The organism is Halorientalis pallida (assembly GCF_004118325.1).
Taxonomy (GTDB): Archaea; Halobacteriota; Halobacteria; order Halobacteriales; family Haloarculaceae; genus Halorientalis; species Halorientalis pallida.
Genome location: NZ_RDFA01000006.1, coordinates 189,666 through 208,670 on the forward strand (window position 1 = coordinate 189,666; position 19,005 = coordinate 208,670).

The following is a 19,005-nucleotide window of genomic DNA, read 5'->3' on the forward strand; positions in this document are numbered from 1 at the left end:
GTGTAATGACCGGCGAATCCGTCGACGAACGGACGAACCCGGAGGACGCCCCGACCGTCGAGGGCGGTTCCGAGCACGTCGAGACCGAGTCGGACACTGAGGAGCGCTCCTACGGCGGTCTCTTCGGTTCTTACCCCTACGCCTTCCGGCGGAGCGACTCGCTTCTGTTCAAGTCCTACGCCGTCATCGGCGGCCTGCTGGCGCTGTTGATCGCGCTCATGTTCACCTTCGGGCTGGTCGGCGTGATCGCCAGCACGACCGGGACCGCCGGCGGCGTGTTCTCTTTCTCGCGGGCCTTCTTCATTTTCGTCGGGTTGCTCGTCGTCTTCCCCCTGCTGGCCCCGGTCCTCTCGGTCGCGCGACGGCACCGCCGGATCGGCTCGAACGCCCGCTACGACGCCGCCATCGCGTCGGCCGGCTACCTGTTCCTGCTGACCCTGTATCTCGCCCTGCTGATCTCGACGCCGCCGGAACAGCAACAGCCCGTCTCCGGAGCGTACGCCCCGCTCGTCGAACTCTTCTACGCCCTGCCCGCCATCGTCGGACTGGTGCCGCCCATCATCGGCGCGGCCGCGATCTACGCCGCCCACCGGCTGACGAGATGAATTCGTCATCCGAGCCCCGTCTCGCTCCGCTCGACAGGACACCGGCTGACGCGATGAATTCGTCATCCGAGCCCCGTCTCGCTCCGCTCGACAGGACACCGGCTGACGCGATGAATTCGTCATCCGAGCCCCGTCTCGCTCCGCTCGACAGGACACCGGCTGACGCGATGAACTCGTCATCCGAGCCCCGTCTCGCTCCGCTCGACAGGACACCGGCTGACGCGATGAACTCGTCATCCGAGCCCCGTCTCGCTCCGCTCGACAGGACACCGGCTGACGCGATGAACTCGAAACGCCGAAACCGTCCGGCGTACAAGCGACGCCCATGAAAGACGCCACGTTCCTCGTCACGGCCGCCGACGACGAGTCGGCGGTCCTCCAGGACGTGACCGACAGCCAGGTCCACACCCTGAGTACCAACCCCGGCGTCGAGGTCGGCGAGACCGTCGTCGCCACCATCGAACCCGAACCGCCGATGGAGGTCGTCTGGCAGGTCGTCGAGATCACCGACCAGCGGACGATCCCCGTCGAGCGGAGTCCGGAGCCACCGACCCAGCAGACCAGGGAGATCGCCGCCGACCAACCCGTCGGGGAGATCACCCGCCAGGAACGCGCCGGCGAGGGCGAACTCCACGTCATCACCGTCCCCGACGGCGAGGCCGACGACGCGGCCGAAGACGTTCTCGACGACGCGGAGACGCTGGCACGCGCGGCACGGCTGGGCGTCGACCGCGTTGAGATCCGCGCCGACGGCCAGGCGCTCAGCGTCCGCTATCTGCCCTGATCGGGGTCCTCGACACCCGGTAGCGGTCCCACCGGTCGTGTCCGTCCGCTGGAACTCTTCCCGTACTTAAATATTGCCGGACTCTGACGGCTCTACTCTTATGCAGGTGGATCTAACAGTGGCAAGTGAGCCCGGGAAGGGGGCGTAGGGGGTAGTAGAGAACGTGTCCGTTTCACCGTACGCGCTAGCGCTCGGCGTGCCCGTGGTACTCGCAGCGGCGTTTCTCGTCGAGACGTGGCGTCGCTGCAGCGGGCCGGGCGTCAGAGCCCTGCGACTCCTCCTGTGTTCGATCGCGCTGTGGGCCGGCGGGAGTGCGCTCGCGCTCCTGGCACCTGACAGGGCGGCCTGGATCACGTTCGAGCAGGTCGCCTGGATCGGTCGGATCGGTGTCCCGGTCGCCTGGGCCCTGTTCGCGCTGCAGTACACGGGGTACGGCGACCGGGTCACGCGCCGGTCGGTCGTGCTCTTGGCCCTGCCGGCGGCCGTCATGCTCGCGCTGGTCTGGACCAACCCGCTCCACGAACTGGTCTGGTCCGAGGTCCGAATGGTGTACACACAGGGTGTCGCCGTCGGCGTCCAGGCCCTGGGGCCGGCGTTCTGGGCGTTCCTCGCGTACGCGTACACACTCGTATTGGCCGGGATCGTCCTCGTCATGCGACTGGTGTTCACCGCCGATCACCTGTTCGTGGACCAGGGAGTGGCCCTCCTGCTCGGCGTCTCCGCACCGCTTTTCGCCAACGTCGCCAGCGTCACCGGCGCCGTCCCGATCACCGGGGTGGACATGACGCCGTACATGTTCACGATCAGTGGCATCACGTACGGCTACGCGTTCTACCGGTCGGACCTGTTGGATCGTGTCCCGGCGACCCGACAGATCGGCCGGACCGCCGTCGTCCGGAACATGCGTGACGGCGTCATCGTCGTCGACGAAGACGACGTCGTCGTCGACGTGAACCCGCTCGCTCAACAGCAGTTCGGCCTCGCGAAAGACGAGGTGGTGGGCCGCCCGGTCCGGGCCGTCTTCGACGATCCGGAGTTCCAGTTGCCGGTCGGCGAGGGGACCGTCGTCTGGTCGGCGCGTGGCCCCTTCGAGTACGAGGTGAAGGTCTCGAAACTGACCGATCAGCACGGCCACCAGCTCGGTCGGATTCTGGTCCTGCGGGACATCACCGACCGGACCAACCGCCGCCAGCAGTTGCAGGTGCTCAACCGCGTCCTCCGGCACAACTTCCGCAACGACATGAACGTCATCGACGTGTGTGCGACCCAGCTGGTCGACCGCCTCGACGGGGAGGACGCGGAACTGGCCGACCGCGTCCGGTCGGTCGCCTGTGATCTGAGCGAGACCGGCACCAAGGCCCGCGAGATCGAGCGGATCATGTCCCGCCGGCACAACGATCCCCAGCCGATCGACCTCCCGTCGCTGGTGACCCGGCAACTCGATACGCTCCGCCACGAGTACCCCGCGGCCGAGATCGAGGCCGACCTGCCCGACACGCTGGAGATCAGCTCGACCGGCATCCTCGAATCGGTCCTGCAGAACGTCCTGGAGAACGCCGTGGTTCACAACGACAGCCAGCAGCCCCACGTCTGGGTCCGGATCGAGGCCGACGACGGCCGGGTCGAAATCTCCGTGGCCGACGACGGCCCCGGCATCCCGCGGCAGGAACGGGAGGTGCTGACCAAGGGCACCGAGACACCGCTGGAACACGGGAGCGGCCTCGGGCTCTGGTTGGTCAACTGGGGCGTGACGATGCTCGGCGGGGACATCGAGTTCCGCGACCGGGTGGCCTTCGGCCAGGACGACGACGTGAGCGGGAGCGTCGTCACCATCACCATCCCCCGCCAGGGGCCGACGATCCACACCGCGTCGGGCCGACCGCCGGTCGACGCTGACTGACTCGCTGCGTTCGCCGACCCAACCGCTCGACGACCCGCTCGACAGCCATCGCTGTCCGTCCGTCGGAGTGGGAACGACAGCCGAGATAAGAAGGCTTATTCAGGGCTGTTGCACACGGTGGCGTATGGTGGAGTTCGAGGTACCGGGAGTCGGAAACGGGGGATGGTCCGGATGAGCGCGATGACCGACCTCCCGGACCGGTTCCCCGATATCGACTACACGCGGTACACGAACAGGCAACTCGCGGCGGTGCCGCTCGCCGTCCTCGCGGTCGCGCTGGCGATCCTCGCCGCCTGGTACGTCATGACCGGCACACCGGTGGCACTCGGGATCGAGTTTACCGGCGGGACCGAGGTACAGATACAGACCAGCGCCTCCCAGAGCGAAATCCAGCAGAGTCTCAGTGGCCTCGATCCGACGATCCAGCCAGTGCAGGTCAGCCAGGGGACCCAGGAGTACGTCGTCACGACTCAGCAGACCGACGGCGTGCGCCAGGCGATCGAGAGCCAGGGGTACGAGATCGCCTCGTTCAGCGAGACGTCTGCCAGTTTCGGGACCGACTCGGTGCGACTCACGCTGATCGGGTTGGGGATCGCCTTCGTCGGGATGAGCCTGCTGATCTTCCTGCTGTTCCGGTCGTTCGTCCCGTCGATCGCCATCGTCATCTCGGCGTTCTCCGACATCGTCATCCCGCTCGCGCTGATGAACGTCCTCGGACTGAAACTCTCGCTGGGGACCGTCGCCGCCCTGTTGATGCTGATCGGTTACAGCGTCGACTCCGACGTACTGTTGAACAATCACATCCTGCGGCGTCGCGGGGAGTTCTACGAGTCGGCCTACCGGGCGATGCGGACCGGGGTGACGATGACGCTGACCTCGATCGCGGCGATGACGGTCATGTCGGCCGCCGCGTTCCTGCTCGCGATCCCGCTGCTGCCCCAGATCGGCCTCGTCCTCGTGATGGGGCTGTCCGCGGACCTGATGAACACGTACATGCTCAACCTCAGCCTGCTACGCTGGTACAAGTACGAGGGGGTTTCACGATGACGGAGGGCGACCGATGAACCTTCGAGAGAACTGGCGAATCGTCTTACTCGTCATCTTCACGATCGCGAGCGCCGGTATCCTGTTCGGCCCCTTCGTGGCCGCACAGGCCGGCGGTGGCGACGCCGGACCGGTCAGCCTCGACTACGGGCTACAACTCTCCGGCGGCACGCAGATCCGCGCGCCGCTGGTCGGCATGACCGCCGACGACGTCGAGTTCACACAGGACACGAACTTCCCGGAGAAGCGCCGGGCGATCGCCGAGGATCTCGGCCTCGAACCGAGCGAGGTCCGGCTGAGTGCCGGTGGCCGACAGGCCCAGAGCCAGGCGCAGGCTCAGAGCGGGAACACGATCGAGGTGTTCTCGAAGAACGTCACCCGGGCGGAGTTCGCCACTACCCTCCAGAACAACGGGTTCGACGTGTCACAGGATCAGATCCGGAACGGCGTCACGGCCCAGACCCGGGAGACGGTCGTCAACGTCCTCTCGGACAAGATCAACGAGGGCGGTATCTCCGGCGGGAACGTCAAGACCGCCGCGGCCGGTAACGAGTACTTCGTCGTCGTCGAGGTGCCAAACGCCGGCGAACAGGAGGTCAAAGACCTGATTTCCGGGACGGGTCGCGTCCAGATCGTCGCCCGCTACCCCGTCCGGGAGAACGGGACCACGACCTACCGCGAGACGCCACTGCTGAACAACAGCGACTTCACGGACATCGGGGCGGCCCAGCAGGCCGACCCCCAGAGCGGGATCAACCAGCCCCACGTCCCGGTGTCGATCCGGCAGGACGGCTCGGCCGAGCGATACTCCCAGTCGCTCCAGGACTTCGGCTTCACCCGCGAAGGGATCGGGAGCTGTCCGCCCAACGCGGACCGGAACCCGGACAACGCGAGCGGGTACTGTCTGTACACCGTCCAGAACGGTCGGGTCGTCTACGCGGCCTCGATGGGCCAGCAACTCGCCCAGTCGATGAACGGCGGTGACTTCGCCAACAGTCCCTCGTTCGTGATGACGACGACGAACATCAGCGAGGCCCAGCAGCTGGCGGTCAACCTCCGTGCGGGGTCGATCCCGACGGAGCTGAACTTCACCGCGGGCACCACCTACACGCTCTTGCCCTCGGTCGCCGAGCGGTTCAAGTTGTTCTCGCTGATCGCGGGCCTCGTCGCCTACCTCGCAGTCAGTGGCGTCGTGTTCCTGCGATACGGCAGTCCACGGGTCGCCGTGCCGATGTTGGCGACGGCCGCCGCCGAGGTGTTCCTGCTCCTCGGGTTCGCCTCCGTCATCGGGCTGGCGCTGGACCTCTCACACATCGCCGGGTTCATCGCGGTGATCGGGACGGGGGTGGACGACCTGATCATCATCGCCGACGAGATCCTCCAGGAGGGGAAAGTCGCCACCGGCAAGGTGTTCCAGAGCCGCTTCAAGAAGGCGTTCTGGGTCATCGGCGCCGCCGCGGCGACGACCATCCTCGCGATGAGTCCGCTGACGGTGCTGTCCCTCGGTGACCTCACCGGGTTCGCCATCGTCACCATCGTCGGGGTCCTCCTGGGCGTGCTGGTCACCCGCCCGGCCTACGGTGACATCCTCCGGAACCTGATGCTCTCCGAGGAAGAACGGGAACGCTACACCGAACAGTAGCGGTCTCGGACTCGTCGCTCGTCGCCGGTACTTTCACGCGTTGAAAACGCTCCTGCCCTTTTGTAGTGGTGTAGCCCGTAGCTTCGGGTGCAGTCACCCTACATTGCGGTGCACTGTCGATTCCCCCAACACCCCCCATTCCCACCCCACCCACAATCTGTCCCCCCTCTTTCCTCTCGTTCGGTGATCGGCGAGCGACCGCCACGTGGCCTCAGAACTCGGAGAGTGCCGACTGTTCGGCGGCCGCCAGCACGTCTTGGCTCGTCGACCACGAGCGTCGCGCGCACGGCGGGAGGTCGCCGTGCTCGGCCACGTACTCCCGGAGGAAGGCTCTGGTTGCGGGGTCGCTCGGGTACCCACTCCCCACGTCGGTGTCGGGGTACTCGGCCGCCAGGTCCGTGACGTGTGCATCCCGGGCGACCTTCGCGAGGACGCTCGCGGCGCCGACCAGCGCGTAGGTCTCGTCGGCTCCGTGTTCGGCGGTGATCGACACGTCGGCCCCGATGCGGTCGGCGACGCGACGGCCGAAGCGCTCGGCGTCCGTGTCACCGGCGTCCACGAGCCCGCCGTCGCCGTCGCGGGCCACGTCGTCGAGGGCCTCGGCCTGTGCGGCGACGGTCAGCGTGTTCATGTCCGTCTCCGGATCGTCGATTCGCGCCGGGGGGACCTCCGCGACGGTGATCTCGACTCGCTCGTCCGCACGCAACTGCGCGGCCAGGTCTCCGCGCCGGCCCGGTTGGAGGTTCTTCGAGTCGTCGATCCCGGCCGGGAGCACGGCCGGATCGGCCCGGACGGCCGCCGCGAACATCGATCCGAGGACCGGTCCCTTGCCGGCCTCGTCGACGCCGAACTGCATGGCTCTCCGATCGGGTGACGCCGACAAAAAGCAGTGGGTTCCGTCTCAGTCGTCCAGTTCGGCCTGCCCCAACTCGGGTTCGTCGAGTTCCGGCTCCTCGATCTCGTGCTCGCCGATCTCCGGCTCCTCGATGTCGACGTCCGGCGGCTCCTCGTCGTCGGCCTCGGCCTCACGGACCGCTTCGCGCCAGTCGATGTACTCGTCCATACTGTGGCACATAATCACACACCACTAAAGAGAAGGGACTGGTCGTCCCTAAGGGTTGTGGCGGGTTCACTCGGTGTCACCGTCCCGGAAGAACTCCGGGCGGGCGAACGGTTCGTCCTCGCCTTCCACGTCGATCACGTCGAGAGCGGTGACGACGGCCCCCGTCTCCAGGACGCCGGCGAGGCTGGGTTCGGTACGACCCTCGTCGCCACTGACGAGTTCCTTGACGTAGAGGCCGCCCTCGCCGTTGACTTCCAGTTCGGCCGCGGTGTCGCTCTCCAGCGTCCCGTCGATGTCGTACACCTTGCGGGTTCGGGTCACGTCCGCGCGGCGGTGGGTGACTCGCTGGGGGGTGTCCTGGTAGATGGTCGCGCCGTCGAGTTCGGCGAGGGCGTCCGCGAAGTCGTCTTCGGTGACCGGGTCGTCGAAGGCCACGTCCATCCGGTAGGTCTTGTTCGCGTCGAGTTCCTTGACGCGCTCGACCATGTCGTGGGTGGCCAGCCGGAGTCCCTCGACTTCGACCTTCCCGTCGGCGAACTCGCCGATTTCGGCTTCCAGTTCGGCGGGGTCGACGTCGCGCGTCCGTGGCTCCTTGATCTCGATGACGAACGGACGACCCGACTCGAGCATCAGCGCGTCCACGTCCTCGCGGCCTGCGCCGTGGAACACGGCCTCTTCGCCGTCCATCGCGTCCAGCACGACGGGTGCGGTGAGTTGCTCGACGCTCTCGTCGTAGCGGTAGCCCGATCCGCCACACCCGTCACAGGTGTCGCCCCGCTTCAGCCCCGTCCCACCGCAGTCGTTACAGGGCCACTTCGTCTGGGGGATGTCACGCTTTAGTTTGCGGTAGCGACCGTAGACGAACGCGGAGTTGACCTGCACGTCGAGTTCGTCGGTCGCGAGGTCCAGCAGGACCAGCACGTCCGGTCGCTGGAAGTCGACCTCGGCGTCGGTCTCGGCACCCAGTCGTTTGCCCACCTCGCGGTTGAGTTCGGTCTTGAGCTGTTCGCCGGCGTCCGGGTCCAGCCCGACTTCCTCCCGGAGGAGGCGGTCGTTCTCCTCCAGCAAGGGCGGGACCTTCGTCCCGGTCTGGTAGGTGGCGAAATCGTAGGGGCCCAGCGCGTGGACCGCCCGTTCGGCCCACTCCTCGTAGCGGTCGCTCTCCGCCTCACAGACCCAGCAGGGCTCGTCGGGTTCGAGGTCGCCGACCGGTTCGTCGTCTTCGAGGGCGGCGGCCACACGCAGCGACCGACCGCGCTCGCGGTTGGTCAGTCCGAAGCTCCGGTCGGCCACCAGCCGCCCGAGACAGGCGTCACAGAGCGGACCCGAATCGAGAGCCCGCCGGGCGGTCGAAAGCACTGTCATTGTGAGTTGGAGGTGGGGCGCGCCTAACTCCCTTTCCTTTGTACTCGACAGGACTTTGCCGCCGCGGACCGCCCGTCCGGACGGATGTCGGGGGGCTGTACGATCCGCGCGTACGAACCGCGTGACTACGACCGCGCCAGCACCGTCCACACCGCCGCACTCCGGGCCAGTCCGGTTCCGTACCGGGAGGGCGGCCCACCCGACAGCGAGTTCGAGACGACCGTCGACGCGGCGACCGACGGCGACGCCTGCCTGCTCGTCGGCCTCGTCGACGGCACCCTCGTAGCCCTCGGCGGACTGAAACCTCGCGACGCCTCGTCGGGCGTCGTCACCGCCATGCGCGTCCACCCCGACCACCAGGGTGAGGGGTACGGGGCGGCGATCCTCGACGCGCTGGAGCGGGAGGGACGGGAGCGCGACCACGAGACGCTCGTCCGCTACACCGACGCGCGCCGCGAGGCCGCCCGTGGCCTCTACGAGCGTCACGACTGGACCCGGGTCGACAGCGCGAGCTACGGCCCGAACGCCGAGGTCGTGCGGTATCGAAAGCGGTTCCGGGCCGAGTGAACCGCGAGACTGCGGGCCGACCGATCAGGAACGGAGCGTCGTCTTCAGGTTGTACGGTTTCTCGCCGGTGAGCCACTCGTAGGTGAGTTCCATGCTGGTGAGGCTCGCCCGGACGCCGTCGTGGTCGGTGCGCAGGAGGACGTTCTCTGCCCCCTCCAGAGCGGGGCTGTCCTCGCAGTTCCAGAACAGCGGGTCGTCGGTCCCGCGAACGGTGTAGTAGTCCACGTCGCCGGGCGTCTCGTTCTCGTTGAGCGCCGCGAGCGGGTGGCCGTCGACGGACTCGTAGTCCCGGCGCAGAAAGTCGCTCATCTTGTAGGTCCCGCCGGTGAGGCCGGCGGAGGCGGCGTAGGAGTTCAGGACCGACCCGTGGTTCGCGCCGGCCATGAACACGCAGGTGTCGATCCAGTCGTAGCGATCCTCCCGGAGGAGCCAGTATCGGGCACCGGTCACGCCCAGGCTGTGGGCGACGATCGAGACCTCGTCGCTGCCGGTGTACGCCCTGACTTCGGCCACGAAGTCGTCGAGCTGGTCGGCCATGCGCGCGTGACTCGGACTCCCGGACTCGAAGGTGATCGCCCAGAGGTCGTCCCCGGTGTAAGCGCGGTTCAGGCAGAACTCGGCGTGTGCGTCCCAGTCGCAGGCGTCGCGCTGGTTCCCGTGGACGAACACGACCGGTGTCTCCGCCGACCCGGCCTCGGTGTCGTGGTGCTCGTGGCCACCCCAGCCGCCGTAGTCGCTCGTGGACCACGGCAGTCGGTGTTCCTCGGTGCGTTCGTGTCGGCAGTCGACCCGGCAACCCCCGTTGCGACGACAGCGTCGCAGTCCTGCGAGGTTCGAAGTCAACTGCTGGAAGACGGGTCGCGACCGACCCGACCCCCTGTCGACGGACATATCTGATTAGTGTGAACGTGTGCCATATATAGCTATCTCCTTACAACGGTTCCCGAAACGCGAAAGAAACGTCTGACTGGTAATCGAACCGCGGAAGTGCTTACCGAGTGTCGTCTATCGATGTCGAAACATTACCAGATGAAACTCCGGCGTGGGCCGCCGGTGTGGTTCCGGCATCGCCGCGTGTCGCGTCGCCGCGGGTGCCAGCCCTTTTGACGGCCATTCCGGTTAGTTGGACGTGATGGCACCGGTCGAGGATCGGTCCGTCGGCGTGGCCGAGATCTCCCCAGACGCGTGGCGGTTACTGTGGACGGCCGCGGGCTACGAACAGCGCGGTGTCGAACGCGAGGTCGACGACCTCATGCAGGCCCACGTCTCGATGCTCGAAAGCGGGAGCCGCGGCCTGTCTGCCTCGCGCCGACGTGCCCTCCTCGATCTCTACGCTGCGGAACTCACCGACGAACAGGTCCAGGCGCTCGTCGAACACTTCTGACGCCGGGCCGCTCGGTACCCCGAGGGTAACTTTGCGGTGTGATGTCGCACCTGCGTGGGAAAAACTGGTAAACGTAGCCACTATCGAGAACCGTGTATCAGTGATACAGCTCGGTAACGGGACGAACGGGCGCAAACTGGCCGTCTTCGCCCTCGCGGTGGTGGGGACGGCGACCGTCGCGTTCGGGCTCGACCCGGGGGGCTCTCGACGAAGAGAGAGTACGCTGTCGCGACTGTGTTCTTCGCCGCCGTGCTGTGGGTGTCCGACGTAGTGCCCCTGGGGGTGACGGCACTGTCGATTCCAGTCCTGTTGACGGCGCTGGGCGTCTACGACGACATCGACCCTGCGCTGTCGGGCTTCGCCGACCACCTGATCTTCCTCTTTATCACGAGCTTCGTGATCGCGAACGCGCTCCAGAAGTACAACATCGACCGACGGATCGCGCTGTGGATCGCGAGTCGGATGGGCTCGTCGCCGCGACGGCTCATCCTCGCGATCATGCTCGCGACCGCCTTCCTCTCGATGTGGGTGTCCAACACTGCGACGACGGCGATGATGACGCCCATCGCGCTGGGCGTGCTCGCGCAGGTGATCGGGCGCGACCAGCTCAGGGAGTAGACCGCCGACAGCGAGGCCCCCTCGAACATGCAGATCGCGACGCTGCTGGGGACGGCTTACGCGGCCAGCGTCGGCGGTGTCGGGACGCTGATCGGGACGCCGCCGAACGCGGTCCTGGCGACCCAGCTCAACGCCATCCTCGGCTACGAGATCGGGTTCGTCGACTGGCTGCTCATCGACCTCCCCATCGTCGTCACGCTCCCGCTGGTCTGGTATCTCCTCACCTTCCGGCTGTACCCGCCCGAGATCGACGACGTGAGCGACGCGCGCCGGCAGGCCCGCGAGTACCTCCGCGAGGAGGGCCCGCCGTCGCCCCGCGGTCGTCGGGTCGCCTACATCTTCGCCGCGACGGCGACCCTGTGGGTCCTCGGCGGCCTCGACCCGTTCGTCCAGCAACTCGGCGTCCTCCCGACCCCGTGGTTCAACACCCTGCTCGGGACCGACGGCGGTGCGACGGTGCTCGGCGTCGCCGGCCACTAGGGTCTGCTCTACTACGTCGTGGTCGGGATGTACGCCATCCCCGCACTGATGCTGGCCGACACCGTCGAGTCGGAGGACATCGTCGACATCGACTGGGGCACTATCCTCCTGTTCGGCGGTGGGATCGCCCTGGCCGACGCACTGGCCGAGACCGGTGCGACCGAGTGGCTCGCCCGGACCATCTTCGGGTCGCTGACCGGCGCACCCATCGTGCTCGTGGTCGGTGCGGTCGTGCTCGTGGTCGTCCGCCTCACCGAGATGCCCTCGAACACGGCCACGTCGACGATCATCGTCCCCATGCTCATCGGCATCGGCGGCGTCTTCGCCACGACGCTTGGCCTGTCGGAAGTCGCGGCCGCGGTCTTCCTCGCGGTCAGCGGGGCGATCGCCGCCAGTTTCGCGTTCGCCCTCCCGGTCGCGACCCCACCCAACGCCATCGTCTTCGGGAGCGGGGCATCTCAAGCAGCGGCACATGATGCGGGCCGGGATGGTGCTGAACGTCCTGACGACGCTCGTGTTGACCGGCCTCATCTGGATGCTCTTCCAGTTCGTCTGTCCGAGCCTCCTCTGGTGACCGGTCAGTCCGTCGCCGCGTCGACGTGTCCGTCCCGGGTCCCGTCGAGACCGGCGTCGGCGGTCCCGTCCGGCGCGCCACCGACGACGGTGAGTTCGCGCTGGGGGAACGGAATCTCGATGCCCTCTTCGCGGAACGCGGCGTGGACGGCCTTGACGAGGCGGTGGGTCACGCGACCTCGGAGGACCGGGTCGTCGATCCAGCCAAGCAGTTCGACGTCGACGGCCGAGTCGCTGAAGGAGCGGTAGCGGACTCGCGGTTTGGGTCGCTCCTCGATCAGTCCTTCCGCGGCAGCCACCTCCTTTAGAACCGACTCCACGTGCTCGAGGTCGGAGTCGTAGGCGACGCCGACGGGAACCCGGACGCGGCGGTCCCGCCCCGGCGTGGACTCGTTGACGATCAGCGCCGAGTTCAGGACGCTGTTTGGCACCGTGACGAGCATGTCGTCGCGGGTCCGGATCACGGTCGACCGGATCGAGATGTCCTCGACGCGGCCGCGCTCCCCCGAATCGAGCACGACGAAATCGCCGACGGCGTAGGTCCCGTCGGCGTACAGCGCGATGGAGCCGAAGAAGTTGGCGATGGTGTCTTTCGCCGCGAAGCCCACCACGATCCCGACGATCCCCGCCGAGGCCAGCAGGGGCGTCACGTCGACCGACCACAGCGTGAGCAGGACGAACGTCGACGCGCCGAGGACGATGGCTGTCCAGACGTTCTGGAAGATCGGGAGGATCTTCCGGTCGAAGCTCACTTCGTCGCTCGCGGCCGTCGCGACCCGCCGCCCGAGTCGGGTCAGCGTCCAGGCCCAGAGGACGACGAGAATCGAGAGCGTCCCCGACCGCACCGGGTACCCGAACGTGGTGAAGTCCCAGACCACCGCCCCGGCGAGGTAGACGCCGCCGATCAGCACGGAGACGTACAGCGGCGGGTGCAGCGTCGAGAACACCGCGTCGTCGACGTCGCCGTCGATCCGGCGGGTCAGTCGCCGGATCACGACGTCACCACCCACCCGGACGAGCCAGGCGAGCGCCAGCGATCCACCGAGAATCACGAGGACGGCCGCCCACGGCGGCAGTCCCAGCACTGCCGCCTCGGCGTCCGTCCACAGGTCCGCGAGTTGCATGCACTCGGTACGCCGTACCGATATATAGCCGTGCTGTCCTGACAGGGGGTCGTACGGTGGCTGTTACCACACGCCGCCGACTTAAACGGACGAACAACTGAGGCGGTACTCGTTTTTGTCGGTCCGGTGAACGACGCAAAGAATGCAGCGCGAGTACTTCGATTCCGAGCAGGTGGACGTGGGGGATTCGATCGCCGAGAAACACGAGCAGGTCGCCAGCGAGGCGGTGGGTGACGAGGAGTACGGCATGCTCGTCGGTGGCGAGTGGGTCGAGTCGGCCAGCGGCGAGACGGTCGAGTCCGTCGACGCCACGACCGGCCAGCAGTTGGCCCGGTTCCAGAAGGGGACACCCGCGGACGTGGACCGCGCCGTCGAGGCCGCACAGGCGGGCTTCGAGAAGTGGTCGGTCATGTCGCCCCAGCAGCGCTCGAACAAACTGCTGGCGGTCGCGGATCGACTGGAGGATCGTCGCTCGGAGATCGCGCGACTCGACTCGCTGGAAGTGGGGAAGGCCAACCAGCACTCGATGTTCGTCGATCTGGAGGTCGCCATCGAGCAGTTCCGTTACTTCGCCAGCCTCGCCCGCACCGCCGACGAGGGCCGCCGACCGCCGGCCAGCCCCGACCGACTGACCTACACGCAAAAGGAGCCCTACGGCGTCGTCGGGCTCATCAGCGCCTGGAACTTCCCGGCGATGTTCGTCGCCTGGAAGATGGCCCCCGCGCTGGCGGCGGGCAACGCCGTCGTGTTCAAGCCCTCCTCCCGGGCCTCCCTCTCGACGCTGGAGATGGCCCGCACCATCCAGGAGGTCCTGCCCAACGGGGCCGTCAACGTCGTCACCGGCGCGGGCAGTGAGGTCGGCAACGCCCTCACCGGTCACGCCGGCGTCGGCAAGGTCGCCCTGACCGGTTCCACCGCGGCTGGCCAGTACACGATGGAGAACGCCGCCGAGACGATCACCCCCGTGTCGCTGGAACTCGGCGGGAAGAGCCCCAACATCGTCTTCCCCGACGCCGACATCGAGAAGGCCGTCCAGGGCTCGATCATCGCCTCCTGGTTCAACGTCGGCCAGCAGTGTACGATGGGCTCGCGTATGTTCCTCCACGAGGACATCTACGACGAGTTCCTCGACGCCTTCGTCGCGGCCACCGACGACCTGACGGTTGGTGACCCGCTCGACCCCCGCACCGACGTGGGGCCGCTCATCGACCACGACCACTTGGAAGACGTGCGGTCCTACGTCGACACTGCGCTGGAGGAGGGCGCGACGCTGGCTTACGGTGGCGGACAGCCCGCCGACGCCGATCTCGACGGCGCACCCTTCTACGAGCCGACGATCCTCACGGACATCGACAACGGAGACACCATCGCCTGCGAGGAAGTGTTCGGTCCGGTCCTGAGCGTCCTGGAGTGGTCGGACTACGACGAGATGATGGCCGAGGCCAACGACACCATCTACGGGCTGGCCTCAGGGGTCTGGACGACCGATCTGGAGAGCGCCAAGCAGGCCGCCGACGACCTGGAAGCCGGCACGGTCTGGGTCAACACCTACAACGACATGTTCGAGCCCAGTCCCTACGGCGGCTACAAGCAGTCGGGCATCGGCCGCGAACTCGACGAGTCGACGCTGGAGGACTACACTCAGCAGAAATCGGTGACGATGAACTTCGGCGGCCTGCCGGATATGTAAGTCAGGCGTCCGAGCAGTCGGTATCTTCGTCCGAGCGAGACTCGACTATTTGGTCGATGTCTGCCTTCGCGTCGGAATCAACCGTATCCAGTACGTCCCGGAACTTCTCGGCCTCGTCCGCTGAGAGTGTTCCCGTCAGGTCCAGCAGCGACGACCGTTTCATGTGTTCGAATCCTAGCTCCGGCAAAAAGAGCGTTACCCCGGCAGAATCTCGCTGAGCACCCGCGACTCGATCTTCCGGAGGTGTTCGCCGACTGTCACGGGTGCGAGATCCAGTTCGGCGGCGATGTCCTCGTACGTGGCATCGCGGGGCACGTCGTAGTAGCCCAGTTCGGCCGCCGTGAGCAGAATCTCCTGCTGGCGGTCGGTGAGCATCGAGAACAGCTGGCGGTCGTCGGGGTGGTACTCCCGCATCGCTTCCAGTTCCACGTCGACGCTGTCGGGGACGACCGCGAGCGCCTCGGTGATCGTCTCCTGGTCGCCCATGCCGGTGATCCGGATGCCGCCGTCGGACAGGCACTCGACGGGCGTGTCGACGACGATGCTGTACTCCTGCATCGCGCGGAACAGCGCGTCGACCAGGTCGTTGGGCTCGAAGTGGATGTACGCGTGGAGTTTCGAGCCCTCGCGGGAGACGCTGTACTCCAGCACGTCCTCGTGGCCGTCCATCAGGTCCCGGGCGCGGTCGAGCGGGCCCCGGGCCTCGTAGAGGAAGACGATGGTCCCGTCGTCGAGCTGGTTGAGGTGGTGGATCGCCACCCGGTCCAGTTCGGGATCGTCGACGATTGCCTGCTCGGCCGGGTGAAAGCCCTCCCGGTCCGGCCGCAACACAATCTCCACGTAACGCATGACCCTCGCTAACGGCCGATCCCATATGTGTGCGGCGGTTACCTCGGCCGGCGAGCCCTTGGCTCTTCACCCCGGCGGGCCCTCACATCGGGACCCGTGCTATTGCGGTGGTATAAATGACCCACTGAAGATTTGCACCACGGATAGGTGGTTCGTGCCGAACAGTCGGATGTACAATGACACAGGTGGAGGACGACAGTCGCGAGATGCGACTCGACCCGGACTCGTTCGCACAGGGCTACTTCAAAAACGCCGTCTACCGGCACTGGGACCCCTACGAGATCGAGGGGCTGGAGGACGACAAACGGAAGATGGTCGAGTACGGCCCCGAGGAAGCCGAATTCGACGAACTCCGGACCGCAATCGCCCGCTTCGGTGCGGGCGAGGAGGCCGTCACGGAGGACCTGATGCCGCTGGCGATGGTGCTGGAGGACATCGACGACCAGATGTTCCTCTCCAGTCAGATCTACGAGGAGGCCAAGCACACGCAGTTTTTCGACCGGTTCTGGCGTGAGGTCATCGACCCGGTCGCCGAGGAGATGGGCTACGAGGTCACCAACCCGACGGACCAGCGCTACTTCAACGACGACTACATCGCGCTGTTCGACAAGACCGAGGACGCGATGGAGCGTCTGCTGACCGACGACACGCCCGAGAACCGCGTTCGGGCGTACTGTCACTACCATCTGGTCGTCGAGTCCGTCCTCGCCCAGACCGGCTACTACGGCTTCCAGTCGGCCTTCTCGGACCAGGGCTCCGACGAAGTTACCGACCAGGACTTCCCCAACTCCGACGGACTGGTCGACGGCATCGCCAAGGTCCGCTCCGACGAAGGCCGCCACGTCGGCTTCGGGATGAACAAGGTCCGTGGCTACGTCCAGTCCGGCGAGGTCAGCGAGGACGTGGTCCAGGAGACGCTCCAGAGTCTGATGCCCCACGTCGCGGGCACGTTCAGCGACCTCACCGAGAGCCTGAACCCCGCGCCGCTCGTGGCCTACTCCCGCGACAAACTCACCCGCAGGATCGAGATCATCACCGACGCCGAGGCCGAGGTTCCCGACGTGGACGAACTCGTCGAACTCGGCAGCGACGACGCCGCCGCCGCCGACTGACTCAATTCGTTCGTCAATCGAGCCCTGTCTCGCCACGCTCGACAGGGGCGGACTGACGCAGCTCGTTCCCGACACCCCGACTGGAAATCCCGACGACACGCTCCCAACACCACGACGACTCCCCCAACTACGCGTGATTCGGGTCCCGCTCCCCACGCTACGGGACCCACTCACTCTCGTTCGGGCCCGCGCCCACTCGCGGGCCACCTCTTCTCTCCGGCCGCGTGGTGGACAGTTCCGCCGTGCCCCTCCGCCACAGTACCGAACGCTATTTGGGGTGCCGTAGCGCCTCCACTGTATGGACGAGCAGTTGCTCGCCGTGATCGTCGGGGTCGTGCAGGGCGTGCTGGAGTGGTTGCCGGTCTCCAGCGAGGGGTCGGTCGCGCTGGTGTTGAATTTGCTCGGGAACGCCGATCCGGGGGCGGCGGTCCAGTTCGCGCTCTTTCTCCACGCCGGGACCGCGCTGGCGGCGACGGTCTTCTACCGCGACGAGATCGGGGGCGTCCTCCGGACGCTGCCCGCCCTCTCGACCGCCGACCCCTTCGGCGAGGACACCGCCGACGTCTCCTTCCTGCTCGTCGCCACGCTGTCCTCGATGGTGGTCGGACTGGCGGCCTACACCGCGCTCGAAGCCCTCGTGTCGGAACTGGCCGGCGGCGCGTTCGTGGCGCTGATCGGCGGGCTGCTGGTCGTGACGGGCGTGGTCCAGAAGGTCGCCGAGTCCAGGGGTAGTATCGACCGCCGGACCGAGCCCGACCTGTTCGACGCGCTGGCGGTCGGCGTCCTGCAGGGCCTGGCGATCCTCCCCGGTGTCTCCCGATCCGGAACGACCGTCAGTGCGCTCCTCCTGCGGGGCCACGAGGGCGTCGAGTCCCTCCGGCTGTCCTTCCTGCTCGCCATCCCTGCCTCGCTCGGTGCGGGACTGCTCTCCTTCGAGGGACTCGGGATCGCGCCGACCGCGGCGGTGACCGCGCTCGCGGTGAGCGCCGTCGTCGGCTACCTCACCGTGGGCGCGCTGGTAGCGCTGGTCCGCCGGGTCGCATTCTGGGGCGTCTGTGTGGGCTTTGGCACGCTGGCCCTGGTCGGCGGTGGCCTCCTGTTGCTTTGACCGACCGTCGTTTCCAGTCGAAACCGCGACCGGCTCCGCCAGTGGTGTACAATCTCTGAGAACGACCCGACAACGTTTATCTTTCCCAACTGGGTAGTCTCCGACGAGTTCGACCAGTTCGGCGGGGTCGGTGGTCGGGTCGACCGACCGTCCCCTTGCCGCTGGCGACGCCAGGCACGCATGGACCGGAGACACCCCAGTCGTCGAGGTGATCGCCCGTGAGCGACGCCGAGCAGAAGCTGCTGGACGCGCAGGGCGACTTCCTCTATGCCGTCCGGGGTGGCGAGGTCGACCAGGGTGCGACCTGGCAGTCCTGCCGCCTGATCGTGACGAACAAGCGGCTGGTGCTGGCGACCAGCGGGAACAAGCAGACGGTGCCGCTGGCGAAGCTCTCGCTGGTCGACGATCCGCCGGAGATCGAGGCGACCGAACACGTCGCCAGCTTCACAGCCATCCGGGTCGGGAGTGCGATCATCTTCCTGACGCTGCCCGACGCCCAGCTGGAGGAGACGATCTGTCGGGCGACGCTACACGACGAGATCGTCCTGGTCAAACACCCGGCCGTCGAGGGCGGTGTCGTCCAGGACACCGAGTGGGAGAAAGCGAAGTTCCGCTACGTCGACGACACGATCCAGATGGCCCTCTCGGACGGGCGCGTGGCCATCGGCATGGACAACGTCGGAACCATCGACACGAGTCAGTCGACGGTACGGAGTACCGACCGCACCGTCATCTCGGTCGAACACACCGAGGACGACCGCAGCGTCGAGACCCACCTGACGGGGACCGAACGCCACACGCGAGCGCTGTCCTCGCTGTTCACCAGCGCCGTCGAGCGCAACGAGGGTGACGTGGGTGAACTCGACGACATGGAGAGTCAGGTGCTGATGGCGCTGTACTCCGGCGTCTCGCCGTTCGAGATGTCCGACTTCGTCGGTATCCCGCCCGACGAGGTCGAGGAGATCTACCAGCGCCTGCTCGACATCGGTGCGGTCGACGAGGTCCGCGTTCGGACGGAAGTCGCACTGAACGCGCGTGGGAGAAACCTGGCGAGCGATGCCATGAGTGATGAGTAGTCGGCCGCTACTCTGTCCAGA

The 19,005-nt window shown here is 66.9% G+C and carries 18 protein-coding genes and 1 pseudogene; 12 read left to right on the plus strand and 7 right to left on the minus strand.

Translation table 11 applies throughout. From position 1 onward, the window contains the following. Positions 1 to 5: 5 nt before the first annotated feature. From EAF64_RS16630 to EAF64_RS16650, 5 genes are all read left to right on the plus strand, one after another. Entirely contained in the window at positions 6 to 605 is a 600-nt protein-coding gene (locus EAF64_RS16630) for a hypothetical protein (RefSeq protein ID WP_227739025.1), read from the plus strand. A gap of 325 nt (positions 606 to 930) precedes the next feature. Next, positions 931 to 1,389, plus strand: coding sequence for a DUF5812 family protein (locus EAF64_RS16635; protein WP_129070106.1), 459 nt, complete (start codon positions 931 to 933; stop codon positions 1,387 to 1,389). 163 nt (positions 1,390 to 1,552) lie between these two features. Continuing rightward, positions 1,553 to 3,289 (plus strand): sensor histidine kinase, encoded by a 1,737-nt coding sequence (locus EAF64_RS16640; RefSeq protein WP_129070107.1) that lies wholly within the window; start codon positions 1,553 to 1,555, stop codon positions 3,287 to 3,289. 171 nt (positions 3,290 to 3,460) lie between these two features. Further along, positions 3,461 to 4,336 (plus strand): protein translocase subunit SecF, encoded by an 876-nt coding sequence (gene secF, locus EAF64_RS16645; RefSeq protein ID WP_325051214.1) that lies wholly within the window; start codon positions 3,461 to 3,463, stop codon positions 4,334 to 4,336. A 13-nt stretch (positions 4,337 to 4,349) separates the two neighbouring features. Then, positions 4,350 to 5,975, plus strand: a complete 1,626-nt coding sequence (locus EAF64_RS16650) for a preprotein translocase subunit SecD (protein WP_129070108.1) — start codon at positions 4,350 to 4,352, stop codon at positions 5,973 to 5,975. 211 nt (positions 5,976 to 6,186) lie between these two features. Here the strand turns inward: EAF64_RS16650 and rnhB are convergent, their stop codons facing one another. From rnhB to EAF64_RS16660, 3 genes are all read right to left on the minus strand, one after another. Further along, positions 6,187 to 6,831 (minus strand): ribonuclease HII, encoded by a 645-nt coding sequence (gene rnhB / locus EAF64_RS16655; protein WP_129070109.1) that lies wholly within the window; start codon positions 6,829 to 6,831, stop codon positions 6,187 to 6,189. 45 nt (positions 6,832 to 6,876) lie between these two features. After that, complete coding sequence (locus EAF64_RS21130; RefSeq protein ID WP_193767733.1) at positions 6,877 to 7,038, minus strand: hypothetical protein; 162 nt, start codon at positions 7,036 to 7,038, stop codon at positions 6,877 to 6,879. 66 nt (positions 7,039 to 7,104) lie between these two features. After that, positions 7,105 to 8,403 (minus strand): tRNA pseudouridine(54/55) synthase Pus10, encoded by a 1,299-nt coding sequence (locus EAF64_RS16660; protein ID WP_129070110.1) that lies wholly within the window; start codon positions 8,401 to 8,403, stop codon positions 7,105 to 7,107. An 84-nt stretch (positions 8,404 to 8,487) separates the two neighbouring features. Between EAF64_RS16660 and EAF64_RS16665 the strand changes: the two genes are divergently transcribed. Beyond that, complete coding sequence (locus tag EAF64_RS16665; protein ID WP_129070111.1) at positions 8,488 to 8,970, plus strand: GNAT family N-acetyltransferase; 483 nt, start codon at positions 8,488 to 8,490, stop codon at positions 8,968 to 8,970. Between the two features lie 24 nt (positions 8,971 to 8,994). On the opposite strand, the gene EAF64_RS16670 is transcribed toward EAF64_RS16665, so the two are convergent. After that, positions 8,995 to 9,861 (minus strand): esterase/lipase family protein, encoded by an 867-nt coding sequence (locus EAF64_RS16670; RefSeq protein WP_129070112.1) that lies wholly within the window; start codon positions 9,859 to 9,861, stop codon positions 8,995 to 8,997. Positions 9,862 to 10,102: 241 nt separating this feature from the next. Here EAF64_RS16670 and EAF64_RS16675 point away from each other — a divergent pair, with 241 nt between their 5' ends. After that, the gene (locus EAF64_RS16675; protein ID WP_129070113.1) at positions 10,103 to 10,354 is read left to right on the plus strand and encodes a hypothetical protein; all 252 of its coding nucleotides are present in this window, start codon (positions 10,103 to 10,105) and stop codon (positions 10,352 to 10,354) included. A gap of 100 nt (positions 10,355 to 10,454) precedes the next feature. Beyond that, positions 10,455 to 12,026 (plus strand): annotated as a pseudogene (locus tag EAF64_RS16680) (SLC13 family permease). A gap of 4 nt (positions 12,027 to 12,030) precedes the next feature. On the opposite strand, the gene EAF64_RS16685 reads toward EAF64_RS16680, so the two are convergent. Continuing rightward, entirely contained in the window at positions 12,031 to 13,149 is a 1,119-nt protein-coding gene (locus EAF64_RS16685) for a mechanosensitive ion channel family protein (protein ID WP_129070114.1), read from the minus strand. 142 nt (positions 13,150 to 13,291) lie between these two features. On the opposite strand from EAF64_RS16685, the gene EAF64_RS16690 reads away from it, so the two are divergent. Beyond that, positions 13,292 to 14,839 (plus strand): aldehyde dehydrogenase family protein, encoded by a 1,548-nt coding sequence (locus tag EAF64_RS16690; protein ID WP_129070115.1) that lies wholly within the window; start codon positions 13,292 to 13,294, stop codon positions 14,837 to 14,839. A 1-nt stretch (position 14,840) separates the two neighbouring features. Here the strand turns inward: EAF64_RS16690 and EAF64_RS21135 are convergent, their stop codons facing one another. Both EAF64_RS21135 and EAF64_RS16695 read right to left on the minus strand, forming a co-directional pair. Next, on the minus strand, positions 14,841 to 15,002 hold the full coding sequence (locus EAF64_RS21135; protein ID WP_193767734.1) for a hypothetical protein: 162 nt from the start codon (positions 15,000 to 15,002) through the stop codon (positions 14,841 to 14,843). Positions 15,003 to 15,034: 32 nt separating this feature from the next. After that, entirely contained in the window at positions 15,035 to 15,688 is a 654-nt protein-coding gene (locus tag EAF64_RS16695; RefSeq protein WP_129070116.1) for a helix-turn-helix domain-containing protein, read from the minus strand. A gap of 176 nt (positions 15,689 to 15,864) precedes the next feature. Between EAF64_RS16695 and EAF64_RS16700 the strand changes: the two genes are divergently transcribed. The 3 genes from EAF64_RS16700 to EAF64_RS16710 all read left to right on the plus strand — a co-directional run bounded on the left by EAF64_RS16700 (position 15,865) and on the right by EAF64_RS16710 (position 18,984). Then, positions 15,865 to 16,800 (plus strand): ribonucleoside-diphosphate reductase, encoded by a 936-nt coding sequence (locus EAF64_RS16700; protein WP_227739026.1) that lies wholly within the window; start codon positions 15,865 to 15,867, stop codon positions 16,798 to 16,800. 298 nt (positions 16,801 to 17,098) lie between these two features. Beyond that, positions 17,099 to 17,908: an undecaprenyl-diphosphate phosphatase gene (locus EAF64_RS16705; protein ID WP_129070117.1), complete on the plus strand. Its 810-nt coding sequence runs from the start codon at positions 17,099 to 17,101 to the stop codon at positions 17,906 to 17,908. 218 nt (positions 17,909 to 18,126) lie between these two features. Beyond that, a complete protein-coding gene (locus EAF64_RS16710) occupies positions 18,127 to 18,984 on the plus strand; it encodes a CheF family chemotaxis protein (protein WP_129070118.1) in 858 nt (285 codons plus the stop codon). The last annotated feature ends 21 nt before the right edge of the window (positions 18,985 to 19,005 follow it).